Genomic DNA, 19,767 nt, shown 5'->3' on the forward strand with positions numbered 1-19,767 from the left:
GATCAGGCGGAAGCGTGGGTGGGGGAGACAGATCAGACATCCGGATTGATAATAATTAATAATGATTGATTAGGGGTGAGGATATTCCTAGTGATACAGGGCGGTGATTTCATCAAAAAAATCGTAGACCCCCTGCTCACTCATTTTGCGGGCATTCGACAGTTCGCCACCTTTGGATGCATACAGTACGCTATTGTCCGGCCTTAACAAGACCGCTGCCGGAATGCCCTTTTTGGTCGGTGTGCCATAACTGTTGGACAGTTCCATGTTCTTGTCGAACTGACCGACATTGACCTTGACCGTGACAAATTTGCTATCCAGCAGTGGTGCACTTTTGCCATGCATGGATTTGTCCAGTTCCAGGCAATCCTTACACCAGTTGGCACCAAAGATCACCAGTACTTTCTTGTCACTTTTCTTGGCTTCTGCCAGCGCTTTGGTGATGGCAGCCTTGGCATCAGCGCTTTCATCGTAAGGCTGAGCCGGACCGGTAGCGGCATGGGCCATGCTCAAGCCAAAAACCAGGGTGCAAATCAGTGAAAACAGTTTTTTCATCATCCATCCTTTAAAAAGCATGTAAATCGCGTTACTACAGATAAGACTATCTTAGCTTAAACCACAACATCTAGTCATTTCTTACAAGAATTAGCTGCATTTATACTGTATGCACATTCAGTTAAAGCGTGGATTTGGGATAAAATACGGCATTCTTACTTTGAGTAGCCAGTTTGAAAAAGATTATCCATTGCGACTGCGACTGTTTTTATGCAGCGATAGAGATGCGCGATGATCCGGCGCTGCGTGGAAAACCCCTGGCGGTGGGCGGCAAGCCTGACCAGCGCGGCGTCGTGGCGACCTGTAATTATGAAGCACGCCGCTATGGCATACGCTCGGCCATGCCGATGTCGCAGGCAGTCAGACGCTGCCCGGATCTGATGATCATGCCGCCGACCATGGAAAAATACCGCATCGCCTCACGCCAGATCCTGGCGATTTACCGTGATTACACCGATGCGGTAGAACCGCTGTCGCTGGATGAGGCTTATCTGGATGTCAGCCATTCGACCCAGCACAAAGGCAGCGCCACCCTGATCGCGCAAGAGATACGGGCGCGCATTGCCGAGACCGTGGGCATAACCGCTTCTGCCGGCGTGGCACCGAATAAATTCCTGGCCAAGATCGCCAGTGACTGGAACAAGCCAGACGGCATGTTCGTCATTTTGCCCGATCAGGTAGAGGAATTTGTCGCCGCTTTGCCCGTGGCCCGCCTGTTTGGTGTCGGCAAGGTTACTGCTGCCAAACTGCATTCCATGGGCATCCATGAATGCCGTGATTTACTGAAATGGTCCCTGCCCGACCTGATGCAGCATTTTGGCAAACTCGGGAACAATCTGTACCAGCTATGCCGTGGTATGGACAGGCGCGAAGTATGTGCTTACTCGGAACGTAAATCCGTGAGCGTGGAAGAAACCTATACCATCGATTTGCCTGATCTGGCTGCCTGCCAGGCAGAACTACCCGCCTTGTACAAGTCCTTGCAGCAACGCATGCAAAGGGCGGCGGCAGAAGACAGCATACAAAAGCTGTATGTCAAAATCCGTTTTTCGGATTTCCGCATCACTACGGTGGAATGTGGCGCCAGGGCGCTGGATCAGGATATGTATGCGCAACTGCTGGCGACGGGTTATTCCCGCCGCCAGTTACCGGTGCGCCTGCTGGGCCTGGGGACAAGGCTGGCAGATGAAAAGACGGAGGGTCAGTTGAATCTGTTTGGTGGCGAATAGCTGCGGTGGCAAGGACTTTCCGCATGGGAAAGTCCTTGTGCCATGTTTGAAGGCTTATTTTGAAGGCTTATTTGAAATCACCCGCAAAAACACGTACCAGCTTGTCATAACCCAGATGGCGGTTCATGGCGTCCTTGATAGTGGCGACGCTTAAGCCCTGGATTTTCTTTTCCACTTCAGCGTCAAACTGCATGTTGCGACCCAGATACAGGTTGGTGGTTAGCGTGGACGCGAGGGAATTGTCCTGGCTGCGTTCCAGTTGCATTTGCTGTAGCAGGCTCTTCTTGCCATCTTCCAGTTCGGCCGCGGTAAAGCCATCTTTCAGGGCGCGGGTAATTTCTTCCCGTATGCCGGTCTCCAGCTTGACGCGGTTTTGTGGCGCATAAATGGCAGCGACCGAGAAACTTGCGACTTCATCCAGGGATGAAGCATTGAAGTACGAGCTGCCACCGTAACTGACGCCGTCTTTTTGGCGTATGCGTTCCAGGATGCGCGAATTGAAACTTCCACCCAGCAGGTAATTACCCATCACCAGCGCCGGATAATCTGCATGTTTGATACCGGCCGGTACCTGCATGCTGGCATAGAAGAAGGCATTTGCCTTGTCCGGCGTGATCAGTTGTTTTTCTTCCGCCTTGGTGGCGGAATAGGGTCTGGCCAGGCGACTGAAATTTTGCTGTGCCTTCCAGTCGCCAAAGGCGGTTTGCAACTGGGTTTTGATGGCAGCAGCATCGAACTCACCGACGATGGACAATTGCGCCTGGGTAGGCTGATTGACACCGTAGAACTCTTTCCAGAATGCCTTGGCATCGGCAAGTTTGGCGGTTTTCAGAGCGGCAATCTGTTCAACGATGGAGCGCTGGTAACGCGGGTCATCTGCTGGCCAGGTATTTAGTGCTTTCTTGGCGGCATCAACGGCAATCGCCTGTGGGTCTTTGCGCGATTCTTCCAGCTGCGCCAGCTGGGCATTGATCAACTGGGTAAATTCGGTTTCGCTGAAAGCCGGTTGGCGCAGGGCATCATGCAACAGGCCAAGCACACGTGGCAGGTTGTCGCGTATGGTTTCCACATTTATATAGACGGTCGAGGCGCTGCCGCTGATTTGCAGCTTGGCCCTGAGCTTGTCGAGTTCTTCAGTGAATTGCTGATGGCTGAGTTTTTCGGTACCACGATTCAGCATGGCGGCTGCCAGTTGACCGGCGCTGGCCTTGCCTTTCAGGCTGTTTTCGTCACCCATGTTCAGCATCATGGACAGCACCACGGTATTGCCACGTGTGGTTTTCGGCAGCAATGCATATTTCAGGCCGTTGCTGAGTGCGCCGGTCTGGGTGCGCTTGTCGATATTGTCTGCGGTGGTGACAAAGTTTTCTGCCTGTGCCAGGGCTACGCCAGGTTTGAATTCCTTGATCTGTTCATCGACGGCGACTTTGGCGGGTGCCGGTACACGTTCCGGTTTTTCGCTGGGGATAAAACTGCCGGAAGTACGGTTGGTGGATTTCAACCAGGTCGTGGCCACCCGCTGCACATCATCGACTCTCAATGCTTTGACGCGATCACGGAACAGGAAGAACAGACGCCAGTCGCCGCTGGCGATGCTCTCTGACAAGGACACCCCCAGTTTTTCCGGGTCATTGAAGATTTGGGTAATATCAGAATCCAGTTTGGCCTTGGCCCTTGCCAGTTCAGCTTCGGTCACCGGAGCCTTGTCGAAACTTTCTATAGTGTCCAGCAAAATCTTTTTCGCTTCAGGAACATTCTGCTCGGTACGCATATTGGCACCCAGCAGCAGGAAGCCCGGTTCTTCCAGATTGGCTGCCCAGGGGAAGACATCGGCGGTTTTTTTGGTTTCCACCAGTGCCTTGTACAGACGGCCATTCGGGGTATCACCCAGTATCAGGGCCAGTGCTTCGGTCGCTGCGTAATCAGGATGCGCTGCTGGCACGGTATGGTACAGCGCCACGATGGCTTGCGAATCACCGACGCGGCGCACGATCACATCACGCTCACCATCCTGTGCCGGGTCCAGCGTATACGTGGTTTCTATCTGGCGTTTCGGTTTGGGGATTTTGCCGAAATGGGTACTGATCAGTTGCAACGCCTGTTTGGCATCAAAGGCCCCGGCGACAATCAGGGTGGCATTGTCCGGCTGGTAATATTTGCGCCAGAAAGCCTGCAAATGCGGGATATTGACGTTTTCCACGTCGGTGCGGGCGCCGATGGTGTCCTTGCCATAGTTATGCCACTGGTGGGCGCTGGAAATGACGCGCTGTATCAGGGTACCGACGGGCGAGTTTTCATTTTTCTCCATTTCGTTGCGGACGACAGAAAATTCAGTCTTCAGGTCTTCGCCAGAAATCCGCGAATTCACCATGCGGTCTGCTTCCATGGAAATCGCCCAGGCCAGGGTTTCGGGCTTGGCGGCAAAGGTTTCATAGTAGTTGGTGCGGTCCAGCGAGGTCGTGCCATTGAACTGCACACCGCGCTGCGCCAGTTCTTCCCACAGGCGGGGATGGGATTTGCTGCCCTTGAACATCAGGTGTTCCAGCAAGTGCGCCATGCCGGTTTCGCCGTAGTTTTCATGACGCGAGCCGACGCGGTAAGTAATATTCACCGTTGTGCTTGGCTTGCTGGCATCGGGCACCAGCAATACCCGCATGCCGTTAGCCAACTGGTATTCGTCTATGCCTTCCACCTGACGTATCAGTTTCAAACCTGCTGGCAAAGCGGTTTTGGCCGCGGGCGTTGCCTGGTCCGCCGCCATTGTGGCGGGCGACATGGCGGCGCAGGCCAGCGCGATGGACAGGCTAAGCGTAGTAAGCTGGAGACGGCTTGATTTCATAAGCGACCTTCAAGTGGCAAGTAAATGGCATGTGTATGGGAAAACCCGACCCTGTTCTGCGATAGCAGATACCGGTATGACAGAACAGATAGGGGCTGGTTCAAAAAATGAAATACTTGCAAGGCAATTAATTTAGTATGTGCCGGGCCAGCATATAGCATGCGCAGTAATTTTTACAAGAACAGGGAAGACGGCCTTAGCCGACATGGGCTGCTGAATGACACCAGGACACTGCTGGCAGCAACAAAAAAACAGGCAAAGAAGGTAATGACAGGAAGAGAAACTTGGCGCGCCAGACACGAATCGAACGTGCGACCCCAGCCTTCGGAGGGCTGTACTCTATCCAACTGAGCTACTGGCGCGTGGGGTATGCTGTTTCGAACTCACTAAACGTGGCTATGAGTTCTGGTAATGCAAGGGCAACATTCTAACCTAAATTGGCGTTTACCTTCTGCCCCAAACCAAGGAATTTGTCGTTAAACAGGCTGGAATTTCTGTATTCTTGGCTAAGGGCCCCTGCTTTTCATTCCAAACAGGGCACTTTCGCACTATAATCCCAAGCTTTGGCAGTTGCTCGCGCAAGCGGCATGCCTGCATTCTGGATTTATTTTCAGCATCTAATTTATTTGCAACGAGGAAACCATGAGCGACGCGCACGACGAACACGAATCAGCGATCAAGACCCCCAAGCAACTTATCGTTGCTATCCTCGCCGGTTTCCTGGTCCCCATTATCGCCATTGTCTTGCTGGTACAGTTTGTATCCAATGACAAAAAAGTTGGTGCTGGTTCTTCCGCGCTGACACCAGAGGCGACAGCAGCACGTATCAGTCCTGTTGCAGATCAGGGCTTTACCTTTAAAGATGCAAGTGGTCCCAAAACTCTGCAAGCTGGCGAAACTGTCTATAAAACGATTTGTGCGGCTTGTCATGATGCCGGTGCTGCCGGTTCGCCAAAATTTGGTGATGCTGGCGCATGGGGCCCACGTATTGCCCAGGGTTACGACAAACTGGTGGCCAATGCCATCGGCGGTATTCGCGCGATGCCTGCCAAAGGCGGCAATCCTGATCTGGATGATATCGAAGTTGCACGTGCTGTAGTTCATATGGCCAATGCAGGCGGTGCCAAGTTCAAGGAACCAGAAGTCAAGGCTGCTGCACCAGCGGCAGCATCGGCCGAAGCTTCAGCCAAGTAATTCCCCCTCACCAGTATTGCTGGTGTCTCGACAAAACCCCGGTTCGCCGGGGTTTTTGCTTTTCGGCAATCAATTCAGCCCTTAATTTCCTTCGCCATTTCTACATAATTTAATTGCCAATCTTTATTTGGCATCCTTAATATTTTAAGTGCACAAATTAAGGGCATTATTTTCTAAGTAAAAAATACACTATCTGTCGTTTTCATCTCGCATCATCGCGATACTACTTAATTGCAAAAAAGTAATTCTTGTAAAAGTAACAGTAGAAAAACTATGTTACAATTTAATTAAAATTATTTTCGTTTTTCCGGAACTTTCATCCTAATCTGTAGACTTATGTTGGCGACTTGTTTCAAGGAAATGGGCTAAATTATTTGAGTGTTGTTTTTTCGTCGTTTGTACAATTTCAAGATTGACAGCAGATTCTCCCAGATGGTTTCATTCTAAGACTAAATTTTTGAAAGAATTTAATTCAAAAATTCATCAGGAATGGAAAGATTTTTCCATTTTAATTTGGTAATTTTGCTTATCCGCAAAATTTATCTGGATGTCACAGATTTGTTAGTAATGTACAAACAACGGAGCACAAAGTGATTAAAGAAAAAACCATTTCAAGATCAGTACGTCTGATCTGTTCTAGCGGCCTGGTGCTGAGCATGGGTGTATTTGCACCAGTTGCTTTTGCGCAAGAAGGTCTGCAAAAAGTCGAGATTACCGGTTCCAGTATCAAACGTACTGAATCAGAAGGTGTTGCAACGACCCAGATACTGAGCCGTAAAGACATCGAGCAAACAGGCAAGACTTCTATCGCTGACGTGGTACGCAGTATCTCTGCGGATAACAACGGCAGTATCAGTGGCTCGTTCACCAACGGTTTCGCCGGCAGTGCTTCCGGTGTTTCCCTGCGTGGTTTGAGCGTCAGCTCCACGCTGGTGTTGATCAATGGTCGTCGCACGGCACCTTATGGTTTCGGTGATGATGGTCAGCGCAGCTTCGTTGATTTGAATTCCATCCCTCTGGATGCGGTTGAGCGCATCGAGATCCTGAAAGACGGCGCTTCCGCGATTTATGGTTCCGACGCGATTGCCGGTGTGGTCAACATCATTCTGCGTCAAAATTATGTTGGTCAATCGGTTGCTGCGAGTATTGGCCAGTCTTCGCGCGGTGACGGTCGCGTCTCCAGTGCTTCTGCATCGATAGGTTTCGGTAATCTGCAAACCGAAAAATACAATGTGTTCATGACCATTGATGCCAAGAAACAAGAAAAAATCTGGCAAAAAGACCGTGACGATTACATCGGCCAGGCAGATGCCCGCCCATGGGGTGGTCGTGATCAGCGCGTCGGTTTCATCACTTCCGGTAATGCCGGTGGCAGCAATATGCTGGGTACAGTGCGCCCTGTGAGTGCTACAGGCGGCACCATTGCTGGCCGTGGCATACAGCAATTGCCAGGTACTTGTGATGCCAAAAACCTTGATCCAGTGGGTGGTACATCGCTGGATAACGGTGGCGGCGGTTGTATGTATGACCCAGTGAAATACCAGACCATTCAGCCAGAAACACAAAACCTGAACGTGTATGCACGCGGTACTTTCGCGATCAATGATGTCACTACTGCATACACAGAACTCGGTTTGTTCAACAGCAAGGCAAAAACACAAACGACACCTTCCGGTCTGACCGGCGCTGGTTTCGATCTGGTGAATGCACGTGTCAACAATACTGGTACAGGTCCTGATCAGTTGTTGCTGCCTATCGGCCATCCGGACAATCCTTACAGTGACGCACGTGCGCGTCCGCGCTGGATTGATGCAGCCCGCCCACGTACTGCCGATCTGGAAACAACGGTCACCCGTTTCCTGGCAGGCGTAAAAGGTACGTTTGCTGAATGGGATTACGATACTGGCTTCCTGTATGCTGAAAGCAAAACAGACAAGACACAAAACGGCTACTACCGTCAATCTGCTTTGAAAACGGCGATCAACAACGGTACTTTCCGCATCGGTCAAGGCCGCGTCAACACACCTGAAGTGCTGGCACTGGTGTCGCCAACACTGGTTAACTCTGGCGTGACGAAGAGTACATCCGTGGATTTCAAAGCCACACGTGAGCTGATGCAGTTGCCAGGTGGCGCCATGGGCATTGCGGTTGGTGCAGAATATCGCAAGGAAGAAACCAACAGCGATCCTACGCCTTACACCAACACCAATGACATCGCTGGTCTGGGCTATTCCGCTGCCAAAGGTTCACGCAACGTCAGCGCGATTTATACTGAGTTGGCTATCCCTGTGCTGAAATCGCTGGAATTCCAACTGGCTGCCCGTTCAGACAAATACTCTGATTATGGTCGTTCAACAACACCAAAAGCTGGCTTCAAGTACACCCCAACCAATACCATCGCTTTCCGCGGTACGTATGCTGAAGGTTTCCGTGCTCCTAGTGCGGCAGAGAATGGTGACAGTGCCGTAGCCGCATTTACCAACATCGCCAGCGATCCTATCCGCTGTGCAGTGACCAAACTGGCTGCCGATTGCTCTTCGCAACAAGTTGGTGCTATCACCGTTGGCAACAAAAACATCAAGCCTGAAACGTCCAAGAGCTATAGCCTTGGTCTGGTTGTAGAACCGGTCAAGAACTTCAGCATCTCCCTGGACTGGTGGAAAATTGTTCGTGACGGCGAAATCAGCGGTTCCGACCCTGGTGCGATTGTTGCCAATCCAGGTAGTTACCCAGACGCCCAAATCGTCCGCGGTGAAGCAACAACCAACTTCCCTACCCTGGCTGGTCCTATCCTGATGGTGAAAGCACCTTACCTGAATGCTGGTAAGACACAAACTTCCGGTCTGGATCTGGACATGCGTACCAAGTTTGACCTGGGCAGCAATGGCAAGTTGAACGCTGGTGTGGTCATCACGTACATGAATGAATTCAGAAGAACGGATGCCGACGGTACAGTGCATGAATTTGCAGGTACACACGGTGATGTGAATCTGTCTGGTGACGGTGGCACACCACGCACTAAAGCCAGTTTCACTCTGGGTTGGGAACGTGGTCCATGGACACTGTCCGGTAACGTCAACTATGTTTCCAGCATCAGCGATACCAATGAAATCGGTGGCGACTGCCTGGACGTAGATGCGAATGGCAAGCCTTACCTCGGTTGCCGTGTTGCTTCATTCACGACCATGGATGTATTTGGTAAATGGAAAATGTCGAAAAATCTGGAATTCACGGCATCCATCACCAATCTGTTCGACAAGATGGCTCCACTTGATGTCCAGACTTATGGCCGCATCAACTACAACCCATCCCTGCATCAGTCCGGCGCAGTTGGCCGTTACTTCAATGTTGGCGCACGTTACACATTCTGATAAGGATGTAGACGGCGGATACATGTAGAAACCTGCCCCTGCTGTCGCCACGACGGACAGCATCGGGGGCTGGCTGAAGTATAGTATCGTTGTTATTGAGATAAAAAACCGCAAGCTTGCTTGCGGTTTTTTTTATTTCGGCTGGTCAAAAAAAGTTCGCCCCTGCTCGGGAATGGCAAAAAATTAACTATGCCAGTCTGGTGCATGCACTCATGAGCTTTGTCTCTTTAAAGATACAGAAAAGTATATGGAAGAAAATATATTAACAATATCGCCTTCCGCCATTTTCATAAAATTTGCATCAATTTACATCTCGGTGCAGCCGATAAAAATTATGCTAATTGCAATGTCAATACTCGATGCTGCAATCTGCTCAAAAAAAGACAAAATAAATTCACGAATTTTCGTCCCTTCAATAGCCCCCTGCTGGCAATAAAATTTTGTCCTGTGTCTCCGCAAGTGAATTAAAACGAGCAAAGTTGCCGCCAGTTATAAGATTAGACAATTTGGGCAAGAATAAATAAAAAAATATTACTTTGCTTTGTATTTTTATATCGGCCTATCCCACCCCGCAAACCTGCTCCACAGCCGCAAAAAACCGCCTTGACACTGCGTTTTCCCAATGGTTCCATGCAATATGAGTATTTTTTGACGGAAATATTTACATTTGTAACTTCAAAATCAGGGCGGAATGAGGGCTGTATTTTTTACCCGGATTATTGTATTTGTAGAAATTTTTTAAAAAGATATTTCTATTATGTTTCGACCATTATTGGCATTGAACATGTGTTTCCAAGTACCGGACAGAGCAAAAAATGCCGCCGGATGACTGGAAAAATAAAAAGAAGTTAATCCAATGATGGCAGCAATAAAGAGGGAGTTGTGCGAAATTGGTGAGTTGAAGGATATTTCGTACCGCGTTTCGTCGATACAAAATACTTGGGAAAAACATATGTCTAAAAATAGTCTGGTATTTAAAAAGACACTGGTTGCCCGCGCGCTGATCCTGGCGTTTGGTGCTGGTGTAATGACAGTCGGTATCAACCCGGCTGTCATGGCGCAATCAAATACAACTGGTACGATCTCTGGTACGGTCGCTGTCAAGGCAAACACCAGCATTTCCATCGTCGGTGTCGATAATGGTGTGAAACGTAGCATTACGCCGGATGCATCTGGTACTTTTCGGGCGACTTCTGTCCCGGTCGGTAACTACAAGGTATCTTTGCTGGAGGGCACATCCGTCGTTGCTGTACAAGACCTTGAAGTTCGTATCGGCCAGGACAGTGAAGCAACTTTCGGTACGCAAGTGGTGCAGATTACCCAGCGAGCCAGGGCGATCGACGTCAAGACTTCCAATTCAGGCACCTCCTTTACCGCCAAAGAACTTGCCGTACTGCCTATCGCTCCCGCTGTGAGCAATATCGTGCAACTGGCTGGTGGTACGACACGTGGCGACAGCCGCTACGGTAATAACGCGGCCAGCTTCGGCGGTTCCAGCTCTTCCGAAAATGCCGCTTATATCAACGGTTTTCCAGTCACCAGCAGCCTGTATCAGATTGGTTATTCTTCCCTGCCTTTCGGTTCCATTGCTGAAGCCCAGGTAATTACCGGTGGTTACGGTGCTGAATTCGGTCGCTCTACCGGTGGTGTCATTAATATCACGACCAAGAGCGGTACCAATAACTGGGAAGCCGGTGCGGGCTTTACCTATGCGCCAAATTCCCTGCGCGCTACGGCCAAAAACATCATGTACCCGAACACTGGCGCTGCTGCCAACAAAGGCACTGACGGCACGATCTGGAACTACAAGGCTGGCGATGTCTTCACTGAAAAAATCTATAACGCCTATATCAGCGGTCCTATCATCAAGGACAAGCTGTTCATGTACATCGGTGCTGAACTGAACCAGACCGAGCGTCAGACAGCCCGTCTGGCCTCCAGCAACACCACCAACAATAAACTGGGCTGGCTGGATGAAAAATCCGAATTGCCACGTTTTATCGCCAAATTTGACTGGAATATTACTGACGATCACCGTCTGGAATATACCCACATCGGTGATGAATCCAAGGTCGATGACAAATACTTCGGATTTGACTACGCGACCAAGCAACGTGGCTATACCCAATATGGCGGCGCTGTATTCAAAAACTATGCGTCGGGCGTACTTGGCCTGAATGCGAATGGAGCAGCCTTGGCGGCAGCGCAGGGTTCGGATGTGGATATCCTGAAATACACGGGCTATCTCACCAATGACCTGACAGTGACTGCCTTGGTTGGTCAGGCAAAAACCGAACGTAAACAAGATCCGTTTGGCTATGTCCCTGGCCTGCGCCCGATCACGGCAGCGGAAGCCAACCGTGTACCTGGCATTAACTACACACCAACTGATCCACAGGGTTTCACTTCGGCCTTATTGCGTGACGGTGCCAACGATACCAACAAGGGCTATCGCCTGGATATTGAGTACAAGCTGAACAAGGAACACACGCTTCGCGCCGGTCTGGATTACAACAAGATTACTGCGGTAGCTGGTACGGTTGCTGCCGGTGGTGGTCAATGGATCTATCTGCGTGCGACCAATCCGAACGCGGTCTTGTCTGGTCATAACATCTCCCCGGCAGCGGGTGGCGGCTATGGTAAAGACGGTTACTACGTGCAGGAAAACATTGTTTCCGGCGGTTCCACACCTTCCGTCAAACAATCTGCACAGTACATTGAAGATCGCTATCAGGTGACCAAAGACGTATTGCTGACTTTCGGTCTGCGCAACGAATCCTTTTCCAACATGAATGGTAAAGGCGATGTTTTCGTTGAACAGAAGAGCATGATTGCACCACGTTTTTCTGCTGCATGGGACGTGAACGGTGATGGTTCCCTGAAAGTCTTCGGTACTGCCGGTCGTTATCACCTGCAATTACCTGCCAATCTGGCTGTGCGTTTTGCCGGTGTGTCCATCAACACTGACAAGTTCTACACCTACACCGGCGTGGATCCAAAAACTGGCGCACCTACCGGTTTGAATGCAATCAGTAACACCGTCTCTGCCAATAATGAATTTGGTAAAGAACTGACTCCCAATGAGCTGGCAGCCGTTGATCTGAAGTCGCATTATCAGGATGAAATCAATATCGGTTTTGAAAAGGCGCTAACACCAGAATTCAATGGCGGTATCAAATTTACTTATCGCAAATTGAAAAACACGATTGATGATTATTCCGATATTCGTCCTATCCTGAAAAAGCTGTCTGGTGCTGAACGCGCTTATCTGGAAGATGCAGGCTGGCATGGTGCCCTGTTCAATCCGGGTCAGGACAATACCTTCATCGTGCCTATCAATGCCACTGGTGGCCAGCGTGCTGTAACCATCACAGCGGCAGAAGCAGGTTTCCCGGAAGCTGCGAAACGTACTTACACGGCATTGGAATTCATGCTGGAACATCCGCTGCGTAACAGCTGGTACGGTAAGTTCAACTACACCTGGTCACGCAGTGAAGGTAATCAGGAAGGTCAGACCAAATCGGATAACGGTCAATCTGACGTAGGTTTCAGCTCCTTGTGGGATTTCCCTGAAACCATGATTAACGGCAGTGGTTTATTGCCAAATGATCGTACTCACCAGTTCAAGGCCTATGGTCTGTATGAGTTCACACCTGAATTTGCTGTCGGTGGGAATGTCCTGGTTGCTTCCGGCCGTCCGAAATCGCTGACTTGCAACATTCCTTCCTCCATGGATCAGGAAGGTCTGGGTCTGTTCCAGTACGGTTCCATCTTTTATCTGTGCCCAGCCAGTACCGGTATCGCAAATGGTCGTGGTGCCATGGGCAAACTGCCATGGGACAAACGTCTGGATTTGAACTTCATGTACAAACCACGTCAGGTCAAAGGCCTGTTGCTCAAGGTTGATGTCCTGAATGTATTCAATGCCCAGGTAGCGGATCGTATCGACGAAGGCTACAACACCAGCCGTGCCGGTGATGCCATCAGCCCTACCGCAGGTCAGGAAACCTCGTACACGGCGCCACGTTCTGTCCGTCTGTCTGTTCAGTACAATCACAAGTTCTGAGCATAGTTTGAGCACGCTTTAAAAACGAAATCCCCTGTCATTAAAAGCTGGCAGGGGATTTTGCATTTTTCATTGTGAAAAGCAGCGATTGGCGAGGGGGTGGCGAGCCATTTTCAGACATGACTTTGTTGTGCATTTACGACAAAAAATTGGTTTCAGAATCCCTGCTCTAGTGTGCTCTACAGCAATTGATTTGGTCCATTTTTTTGCTGCAAAGACGCTGCCGGACGATTTGAAAATGAATGCCAATGAGCGCAGGGAAGAGTATTTTCTTTCTTTTCGAAAACGCACTTATTAATAACATTTTTTATCAAGAAGATTGCGTTTTGGTTATGTGAAAATTCTGTCACAAATGAAATGCACTAAATTAAATAGATATATGTGCAAACGATGCTAAATCACCACAGATTTGATTGCGAAAAATCCCCGCTTTTGATCAAAGAAAATTCATCTGTGTGTTCCATTACAAATGGACACAATCAAAGCTTACCCGGCTCAAGGTCAGTCTTGACAGCAAACACCCCAAATGGTTCCATGAAAAAAGATGTTTTTTGATGAAAAAATTTACATAAGCAAAAATAAAAAAACAAATGTTTTACATATCCATGTGAAACATCAGGTTTTTACAATGCGGTCATTCAAAAAACATCAAAGATAGAAATGTAGCTGCGTTATGCAAATAGGGGGTCTCACTTACGAGGTGGGGCCTTGCAGGCGCAGCCTGACTTGTTAGATATACTTTTGGGGGATTAGTCATGGTAGAAAAAATGTTGGCCCGATCGGTACGCCTGATGTTCGTAGGCAGTGTCGCGGTCGGTGCAGGCCTGCTGGCACAACCGGCAATGTCACAAGACGCTGTACAAAAAGTAGAGATCACCGGTTCATCGATTAAACGGATTGCGCAAGAAGGTGCTTTGCCGGTACAGACACTGACGCGCAAAGACATAGAACAAAGTGGCTTGAACAATGTGGCCGATCTGGTTGCCGCTTTGCCAGCCATGCAAGGTTTCATTACCGCATCTGCCTCCGTCAACGGTGGTGGTGCAGGCCGTCAATCCGCCTCTATCCACGCAATTGGTACGGATTACACTCTGGTGCTGTTGAATGGTCGCCGCATGGCGCCTTATGGCACAGGTAGCGCAGTGAACCTGGGCAGTATCCCTCTGTCCGCCGTAGACCGCGTAGAAATTCTGACGGATGGTGCATCCACTCTGTACGGCTCTGATGCGATTGCCGGTGTGGTCAACTTCATCCTGAAAAAGAACCAGACTGACCTGAATGTGGAAGCAACGCTGACCAGCCCGCAACAAAGCGGCGGTCGTAGCAGTAATTTCTCGATTTCCAAAGGTTTTGGTGACCCGGCCAAGGATGGTTTTAACGTCTTGTTTGCATATAGCCATGATGAACAAAAGGCACTGGAAGCAACGCAGCGTGACTTTGCCAAATCCGGCGTTCATAAATTCGTCAAAGATGGCAAGATGTACGCTACCTGGCAGACCAGTATCAATTCCATTCCTGCGAATGCCGATATCTATGATTCCCTGGGCAATAACGCGACCTTCTCACCTGATCTGGTGAATAACAATAAATGTAATGGTCCAAACACATTCGCCCGTGGAGGTGTTTGCCGTTTTGATTATGCGTCCACTGTACAATTGATGCCAGAACTGAAGCGTGACAGCTTCTTTGCATCCGGCAACCTGAAAGTGGGCAAAGACACCACCTTGTTTGGTGAAGTGGTCTTGTCCAACTTCTCCAACACAGCGCGCTATGCAGCCCCGGCGCAACCTTTGACGACTTTCAGTACTGATCCGGTCACTGGCGTGAAAGTCATCAATCCGAACTACATCGGTGCTTACAACAAATCAGTCGTGCCCCTGCTGGCGGGACAGGGTATCAATCCTAACAATGTGACCGATGCCTTCTTCTATTACCGCGCCCTTGATGCAGGTGGCCGTGCGGATGAATATAAAACTGAGGCCCGTCATGTGGTACTCGGTCTGGAAAGCAGTTTTGAAGGCTGGGATTACAGCGCTAACTATACCCATTCCGAAAATACGGAAAAGGATAATGCTGTTTCCGGTTACATGAGCGCGAACCGCTTTGACGCATTGGTCAAATCTGGTGCTTACAATCCCTATATCATCAATGCGAATGCTAGTTCTATTCTGGCTCCCGCAGTATTGCAGGAAAATCTGAGCGTCACCAAATCCAAGATTGACGTGTTGAGCGCGCGCGCTTCCAAAGAATTGTTCGATATGGGCGGCGGCAAGGCACAGCTGGGCCTGGGCGCTGACACGACCAAGCAATCTTTTAACGACGCGCCTAGCGAACTCTCGCAAGGCCCTGGTCCTCAGCATCCTGCCTGGACGGACGTTATTATCGGTGGCGGTACAGGCTCGCAAGGTCTGGTCGCTTCACGCAAGAGCTGGGGTACCTTTGGTGAATTGCTGTTACCTGTGATCAAAAATCTGGATGTCACCGCAGCGTTGCGTTATGACAGCTATGACGCAGTGAAGAAAGACAATGTCAGCTATGACGTCAGCGGTAATGCATCGCAACCAGGTACGCAGGGCATTTCTGTTTCCAAGGCGACGTATAAATTGTCGGCCCGTTATCAGCCAGTGCAAAGCCTGATGCTGCGCGGTTCTTATGGCACCGGCTTCAAGGCCCCGACACTGAACGATATTTCCGACCCATTGAAAAATGATGGTTCATCGAACTTCTTCCCTTGCCCTATCACCAAGGCATCGGACCCGCGCTTTGCCTATTGCCGCGGTACGGCTGAATATGGTCTGTTGAAAAAAGGTAACCCAAGCACAGGTGCAGATGCACTGAAAGCCGAAGAATCCAAACAGGCAGCATTCGGTTTCCGCTTTGAACCAACCAGCAGCCTGTCTCTGGGCCTGGACTGGTGGGATGTAAAGTTGAAAAACCAGATCCAGAAATTGTCTCAGGATCTGATTTTCACGACACCTACACTGGCTGATCAGTACATCTCCCTGTACTACGATCCTATCCAGAAATCCAAAGTGCTGGTGGCAACACGCAGTCCTGTGAATCTGGCCAGCTCACGTTATTCCGGTCTGGACTGGGATGCCACCTTCAAGACAGCCCTGCCTATCGGCAAGCTGTCCATGAACTGGTCCGGTACATACATGCTGACGGCAGAAAAAGATGTACCTGGTGCCGCCAAGGAAAGCAGTATCGGTCGTTTCGATTCCTATGATGATGTGACCTTCCGCATCATTTCCAGACTCGTGACTTCCCTGAAAGTGTCTGATCAATACACCCACAGCATCACCATGAACTACCGTTCCGGCTACCACGACAAAGTGGCAACTGCTGATGACGGCTATGTGCGTGCTGTGAATTCAGACGGCAGTATCGGTGGTTATGTGGACATGACGCGTGATGTCAGCAACTACATGACTTTTGATTATCAACTGCAAGCCAAAGTAATCAAAAATCTGACTATTACAGGTGGTATCCGTAATCTGTTCAATGTCGATCCACCGTTCACTATCCGTAACACAGGTGGTGGTAATCAGGTTGGTTACGATGGTCGTTACACCGATCCACTTGGTCGTACTTTCTATGTCACGGCTGCATACAAGTATTAATAATTGATATGCCCCATAAAAACCCCGGTCAAAAAACCGGGGTTTTTTTTCGATTTTGCGTTCCCGAATTTTAGTGCGCCAACTCTATGATCTACATAAAAATAAGCCGGCAGATGCCATCTGCACCAAGGTCTATTTGCCAACAAAGCGTTGTTGCCATCGGGAAAACGTTTAAAGCGTGAACAAAATTTAGTCATAACACGCGCTGGACAGGAATAAGTTAGTCTGCATAAAAAATAAGCAATTTCTAATGCCTGCACAAATGAAAATACTTTCTTTCCATAACTATCAAAATCTTGCATTTTGGTGGAGCTCATCAGAGTAAATACCCCTTGCCAGTGGGCAAAATTCGAGTATATTTCTAACTTTAATCCCCGTATTCCCATAATTTAAAAGCTGATAACTCCAAAAACACCAGTTTCCATCGGTTTTTTGGGTTTCAAGCCGATCAAAGCTATTTTTCTTTTGATCTGGAAAATAAAGAGACAGAAATTGTTTGGAGAATGGGGACTAATAGAGCTTTATCGGGATTCTTCACTTCTTAAACCTTTTTAAAACCAGTCAAGCAAATGAATTTATCAAAAATGACAGTAAGTAAACGTCTGGGGCTGGGCTTTGCTCTGGTTTTAGCACTATTAATTGCGGTGACTGTCGTCGGCATTTCGAGGATGTCGCAGATTCAGGGCCGCCTTGAAAAGATCGTGAATGTCAGCAATGCCGAGACCCGTCTGGCGCTGGACATGCGTGCGATTGTGTATGACCGCATGGTATCGCTGCGTAACCTGACTTTGCTTAACGATGCAGCAGATATGGAACCGGAACTGGCCAAGATTGCCGACCAGACCAAGAAATATGCTGCTGCCGATGAAAAGCTGAGCAAGATGGCGCTGGATGAAGGCAATGTCACGGCAGAAAAGAAAACCCTGCTGACCAAACTCAAGGAAGCAGAAACCGCTGCCGCATCCCTGCCAGCCAAGGCCCAGGAACTGGGTATGGCCAACGATGCTGAAGTAGCGACCATTACCCTGATCAAGAAACTCCGCCCAGTTCAGAAAAAGTGGCTGGATACACTGGATGAACTGGTCACGCTGGAAGACAAGCTGAACGGACAAACGGCAGAAGAAGCCAAGTCCGCCTTCAAGGCTGCAACTACCTTGATGCTGGTACTGGGTGCATTGGCGCTGGCCGCCGGTATCGTGGCCGCCTGGGCGATCAGCCGCAGCCTGTTGAAACAACTTGGTGGTGAGCCTGATTATGCGGCAACCATCGCTGGCCAGATTGCTGCCGGTGACCTGAGCGGACAGATAGAACTGAAGTCTGGTGACCAGGACAGCCTGCTGTATGAAATGAAAAACATGCGCGACAGCCTGGTGAATATCGTGGCCCAGGTACGTACTGGCACTGACACCATCGCCACCGCATCCAGCGAAATCGCGACTGGTAACCTGGATCTGTCTTCACGCACTGAACAGCAGGCTGGCTCTCTGGAAAAAACCACGTCGTCCATGAAAGAACTGACGACGACAGTGAAACAGAATGCCGACAATGCGCGTGAAGCCAATCAACTGGCCGCATCGGCATCCGAAGTTGCGCGTCAGGGTGGTGTCGTGGTGGCACAGGTGGTTGACACCATGGGTTCCATCAACGAATCGTCCAAGAAAATCGTCGACATTATCAGCGTGATTGATGGTATCGCCTTCCAGACCAATATTCTGGCGCTGAACGCTGCGGTGGAAGCTGCACGTGCCGGTGAGCAGGGCCGTGGTTTCGCCGTGGTTGCAGCTGAAGTGCGTAATCTGGCACAACGCAGTGCCGCTGCTGCCAAAGAGATCAAGACCCTGATCGGCACATCGGTAGAAAAAGTGGAAATCGGTACCAAGCTGGTTGGGCAGGCTGGTGTGACGATAGACCAGGTTGTCTCCAGCGTGAAACATGTGACTGATATCATTGCCGAAATCAGTGCTGCCAGCCAGGAGCAAAGTGTCGGTATTGAACATGTGAACCATGCCATTATCGAAATGGATGGCGTCACTCAGCAAAATGCTGCTCTGGTTGAGCAAGCTGCTGCTGCCGCTCAAAGTTTGCAGGATCAGGCCTCTGAGTTGGCCAAAGTGGTCAGCGTGTTTAAATTGCAGGCAGGTGAACGCGTACAGCAACTGAGTGCAGCGCCTGCACCAACACCTGCACCTGTGCGTCGTGTTGAACCTGTCGCCATCAAACCCAAGGCCAGAAGCAGCCAGGTAAAATCTTTGCCTGCCGCCAAGGCACAGCCTAAAAAAGCAGCATCGGCAAGCAGAAGCGATGAGTGGGAAGAGTTCTGATCATTCTGTGATGCGTCCGGCCCGGCTGTGTTGACAGCCGGTTTGCCGACATCAGGTTTCAGGCCCTATGAATGACAGTTAACAATCCTTGACTTGTAATCTGCCAGAAATTTTTTATACTGACCAAAAGTGAATAAAAATATTTTTATGAAACCGCAAATATCCATCCTCGTTTCATCCCTGCTGCTGGCAATGAGCGCTTCCGTACTGGCGGCCGAAACTTCACCAGTCATGGATAGCAAATCCTGTGAACCACCAAAATACCCCAAAGCCGCTCTGATGAATGAAGAGACCGGCACAGTCACCATGGGTTTTCTGATCAGTACTGACGGTAAAGTCGTCGAATCAAAAGTGGACAAATCCAGCGGCTCCAAAAGTTTGGACAAAGCAGCATTGGGTGCGTTGAGCCAATGTAAATTCAAACCAGGTACCAAAGATGGCAAACCAGATCAATTGTGGGCCAAAGTTGATTTCGTCTGGAAGCTCGAGTAAACGTCGGGCGGTGACTACAGAAGCCGGGTCACCTGAGCAATAAATCAGAATATAAAACAGGAAGGGGACACAATTAT

At 49.7% G+C, this 19,767-nt stretch carries 10 protein-coding genes and 1 tRNA gene; 7 read left to right on the top strand and 4 right to left on the bottom strand.

The genetic code is table 11. The features are described from left to right. Window positions 1–87: 87 nt before the first annotated feature. On the bottom strand, window positions 88–555 hold the full coding sequence (locus ACO0LK_RS07965; RefSeq protein WP_422973873.1) for a thioredoxin family protein: 468 nt from the start codon (window positions 553–555) through the stop codon (window positions 88–90). A 173-nt stretch (window positions 556–728) separates the two neighbouring features. Here ACO0LK_RS07965 and dinB point away from each other — a divergent pair, with 173 nt between their 5' ends. Continuing rightward, entirely contained in the window at window positions 729–1,784 is a 1,056-nt protein-coding gene (dinB, locus tag ACO0LK_RS07970; protein WP_422973875.1) for a DNA polymerase IV, read from the top strand. Window positions 1,785–1,851: 67 nt separating this feature from the next. Here the strand turns inward: dinB and ACO0LK_RS07975 are convergent, their stop codons facing one another. Beyond that, the gene (locus tag ACO0LK_RS07975) at window positions 1,852–4,623 is read right to left on the bottom strand and encodes a M16 family metallopeptidase (protein ID WP_422973877.1); all 2,772 of its coding nucleotides are present in this window, start codon (window positions 4,621–4,623) and stop codon (window positions 1,852–1,854) included. Between the two features lie 285 nt (window positions 4,624–4,908). Further along, a tRNA-Arg gene (locus ACO0LK_RS07980) sits at window positions 4,909–4,985 on the bottom strand. Between the two features lie 280 nt (window positions 4,986–5,265). Between ACO0LK_RS07980 and ACO0LK_RS07985 the strand changes: the two genes are divergently transcribed. The 4 genes from ACO0LK_RS07985 to ACO0LK_RS08000 all read left to right on the top strand — a co-directional run bounded on the left by ACO0LK_RS07985 (window position 5,266) and on the right by ACO0LK_RS08000 (window position 16,877). Further along, complete coding sequence (locus ACO0LK_RS07985) at window positions 5,266–5,817, top strand: c-type cytochrome (RefSeq protein ID WP_422973879.1); 552 nt, start codon at window positions 5,266–5,268, stop codon at window positions 5,815–5,817. Between the two features lie 590 nt (window positions 5,818–6,407). Then, on the top strand, window positions 6,408–9,188 hold the full coding sequence (locus ACO0LK_RS07990; RefSeq protein WP_422973881.1) for a TonB-dependent receptor: 2,781 nt from the start codon (window positions 6,408–6,410) through the stop codon (window positions 9,186–9,188). A gap of 952 nt (window positions 9,189–10,140) precedes the next feature. Then, window positions 10,141–13,254 carry a TonB-dependent receptor gene (locus ACO0LK_RS07995; RefSeq protein ID WP_422973883.1) on the top strand — a complete coding sequence of 1,038 codons (3,114 nt, stop codon included), beginning with the start codon at window positions 10,141–10,143 and terminating at the stop codon, window positions 13,252–13,254. Between the two features lie 767 nt (window positions 13,255–14,021). Continuing rightward, window positions 14,022–16,877, top strand: a complete 2,856-nt coding sequence (locus tag ACO0LK_RS08000) for a TonB-dependent receptor domain-containing protein (protein WP_422973885.1) — start codon at window positions 14,022–14,024, stop codon at window positions 16,875–16,877. Here ACO0LK_RS08000 and ACO0LK_RS08005 read toward each other — a convergent pair. Beyond that, window positions 16,874–17,194, bottom strand: a complete 321-nt coding sequence (locus ACO0LK_RS08005) for a hypothetical protein (protein ID WP_422973887.1) — start codon at window positions 17,192–17,194, stop codon at window positions 16,874–16,876. The two genes, ACO0LK_RS08000 and ACO0LK_RS08005, sit on opposite strands and share 4 nt — an antisense overlap. 267 nt (window positions 17,195–17,461) lie before the next feature. Here ACO0LK_RS08005 and ACO0LK_RS08010 point away from each other — a divergent pair, with 267 nt between their 5' ends. Both ACO0LK_RS08010 and ACO0LK_RS08015 read left to right on the top strand, forming a co-directional pair. Further along, on the top strand, window positions 17,462–19,198 hold the full coding sequence (locus tag ACO0LK_RS08010) for a methyl-accepting chemotaxis protein (protein WP_422973889.1): 1,737 nt from the start codon (window positions 17,462–17,464) through the stop codon (window positions 19,196–19,198). A gap of 192 nt (window positions 19,199–19,390) precedes the next feature. Next, on the top strand, window positions 19,391–19,690 hold the full coding sequence (locus ACO0LK_RS08015) for an energy transducer TonB (RefSeq protein WP_422974139.1): 300 nt from the start codon (window positions 19,391–19,393) through the stop codon (window positions 19,688–19,690). Window positions 19,691–19,767: the final 77 nt, after the last annotated feature.

Source organism: Undibacterium sp. Ji49W (assembly GCF_049340205.1).
In the GTDB taxonomy this organism is placed as follows: domain Bacteria; phylum Pseudomonadota; class Gammaproteobacteria; order Burkholderiales; family Burkholderiaceae_D; genus Undibacterium.

Bases quoted from the DNA above. Each gene is read 5' to 3' on its own strand.
- ACO0LK_RS07965 (WP_422973873.1), bottom strand. From the start codon at position 555: ATGAAAAAACTGTTTTCACTGATTTGCACCCTGGTTTTTGGCTTGAGC.
- ACO0LK_RS07975 (WP_422973877.1), bottom strand. From the start codon at position 4,623: ATGAAATCAAGCCGTCTCCAGCTTACTACGCTTAGCCTGTCCATCGCG.
- ACO0LK_RS07985 (WP_422973879.1), top strand. From the start codon at position 5,266: ATGAGCGACGCGCACGACGAACACGAATCAGCGATCAAGACCCCCAAG.
- ACO0LK_RS07995 (WP_422973883.1), top strand. From the start codon at position 10,141: ATGTCTAAAAATAGTCTGGTATTTAAAAAGACACTGGTTGCCCGCGCG.
- ACO0LK_RS08000 (WP_422973885.1), top strand. From the start codon at position 14,022: ATGTTGGCCCGATCGGTACGCCTGATGTTCGTAGGCAGTGTCGCGGTC.
- ACO0LK_RS08005 (WP_422973887.1), bottom strand. From the start codon at position 17,194: ATGAGCTCCACCAAAATGCAAGATTTTGATAGTTATGGAAAGAAAGTA.
- ACO0LK_RS08010 (WP_422973889.1), top strand. From the start codon at position 17,462: ATGACAGTAAGTAAACGTCTGGGGCTGGGCTTTGCTCTGGTTTTAGCA.
- ACO0LK_RS08015 (WP_422974139.1), top strand. From the start codon at position 19,391: ATGAGCGCTTCCGTACTGGCGGCCGAAACTTCACCAGTCATGGATAGC.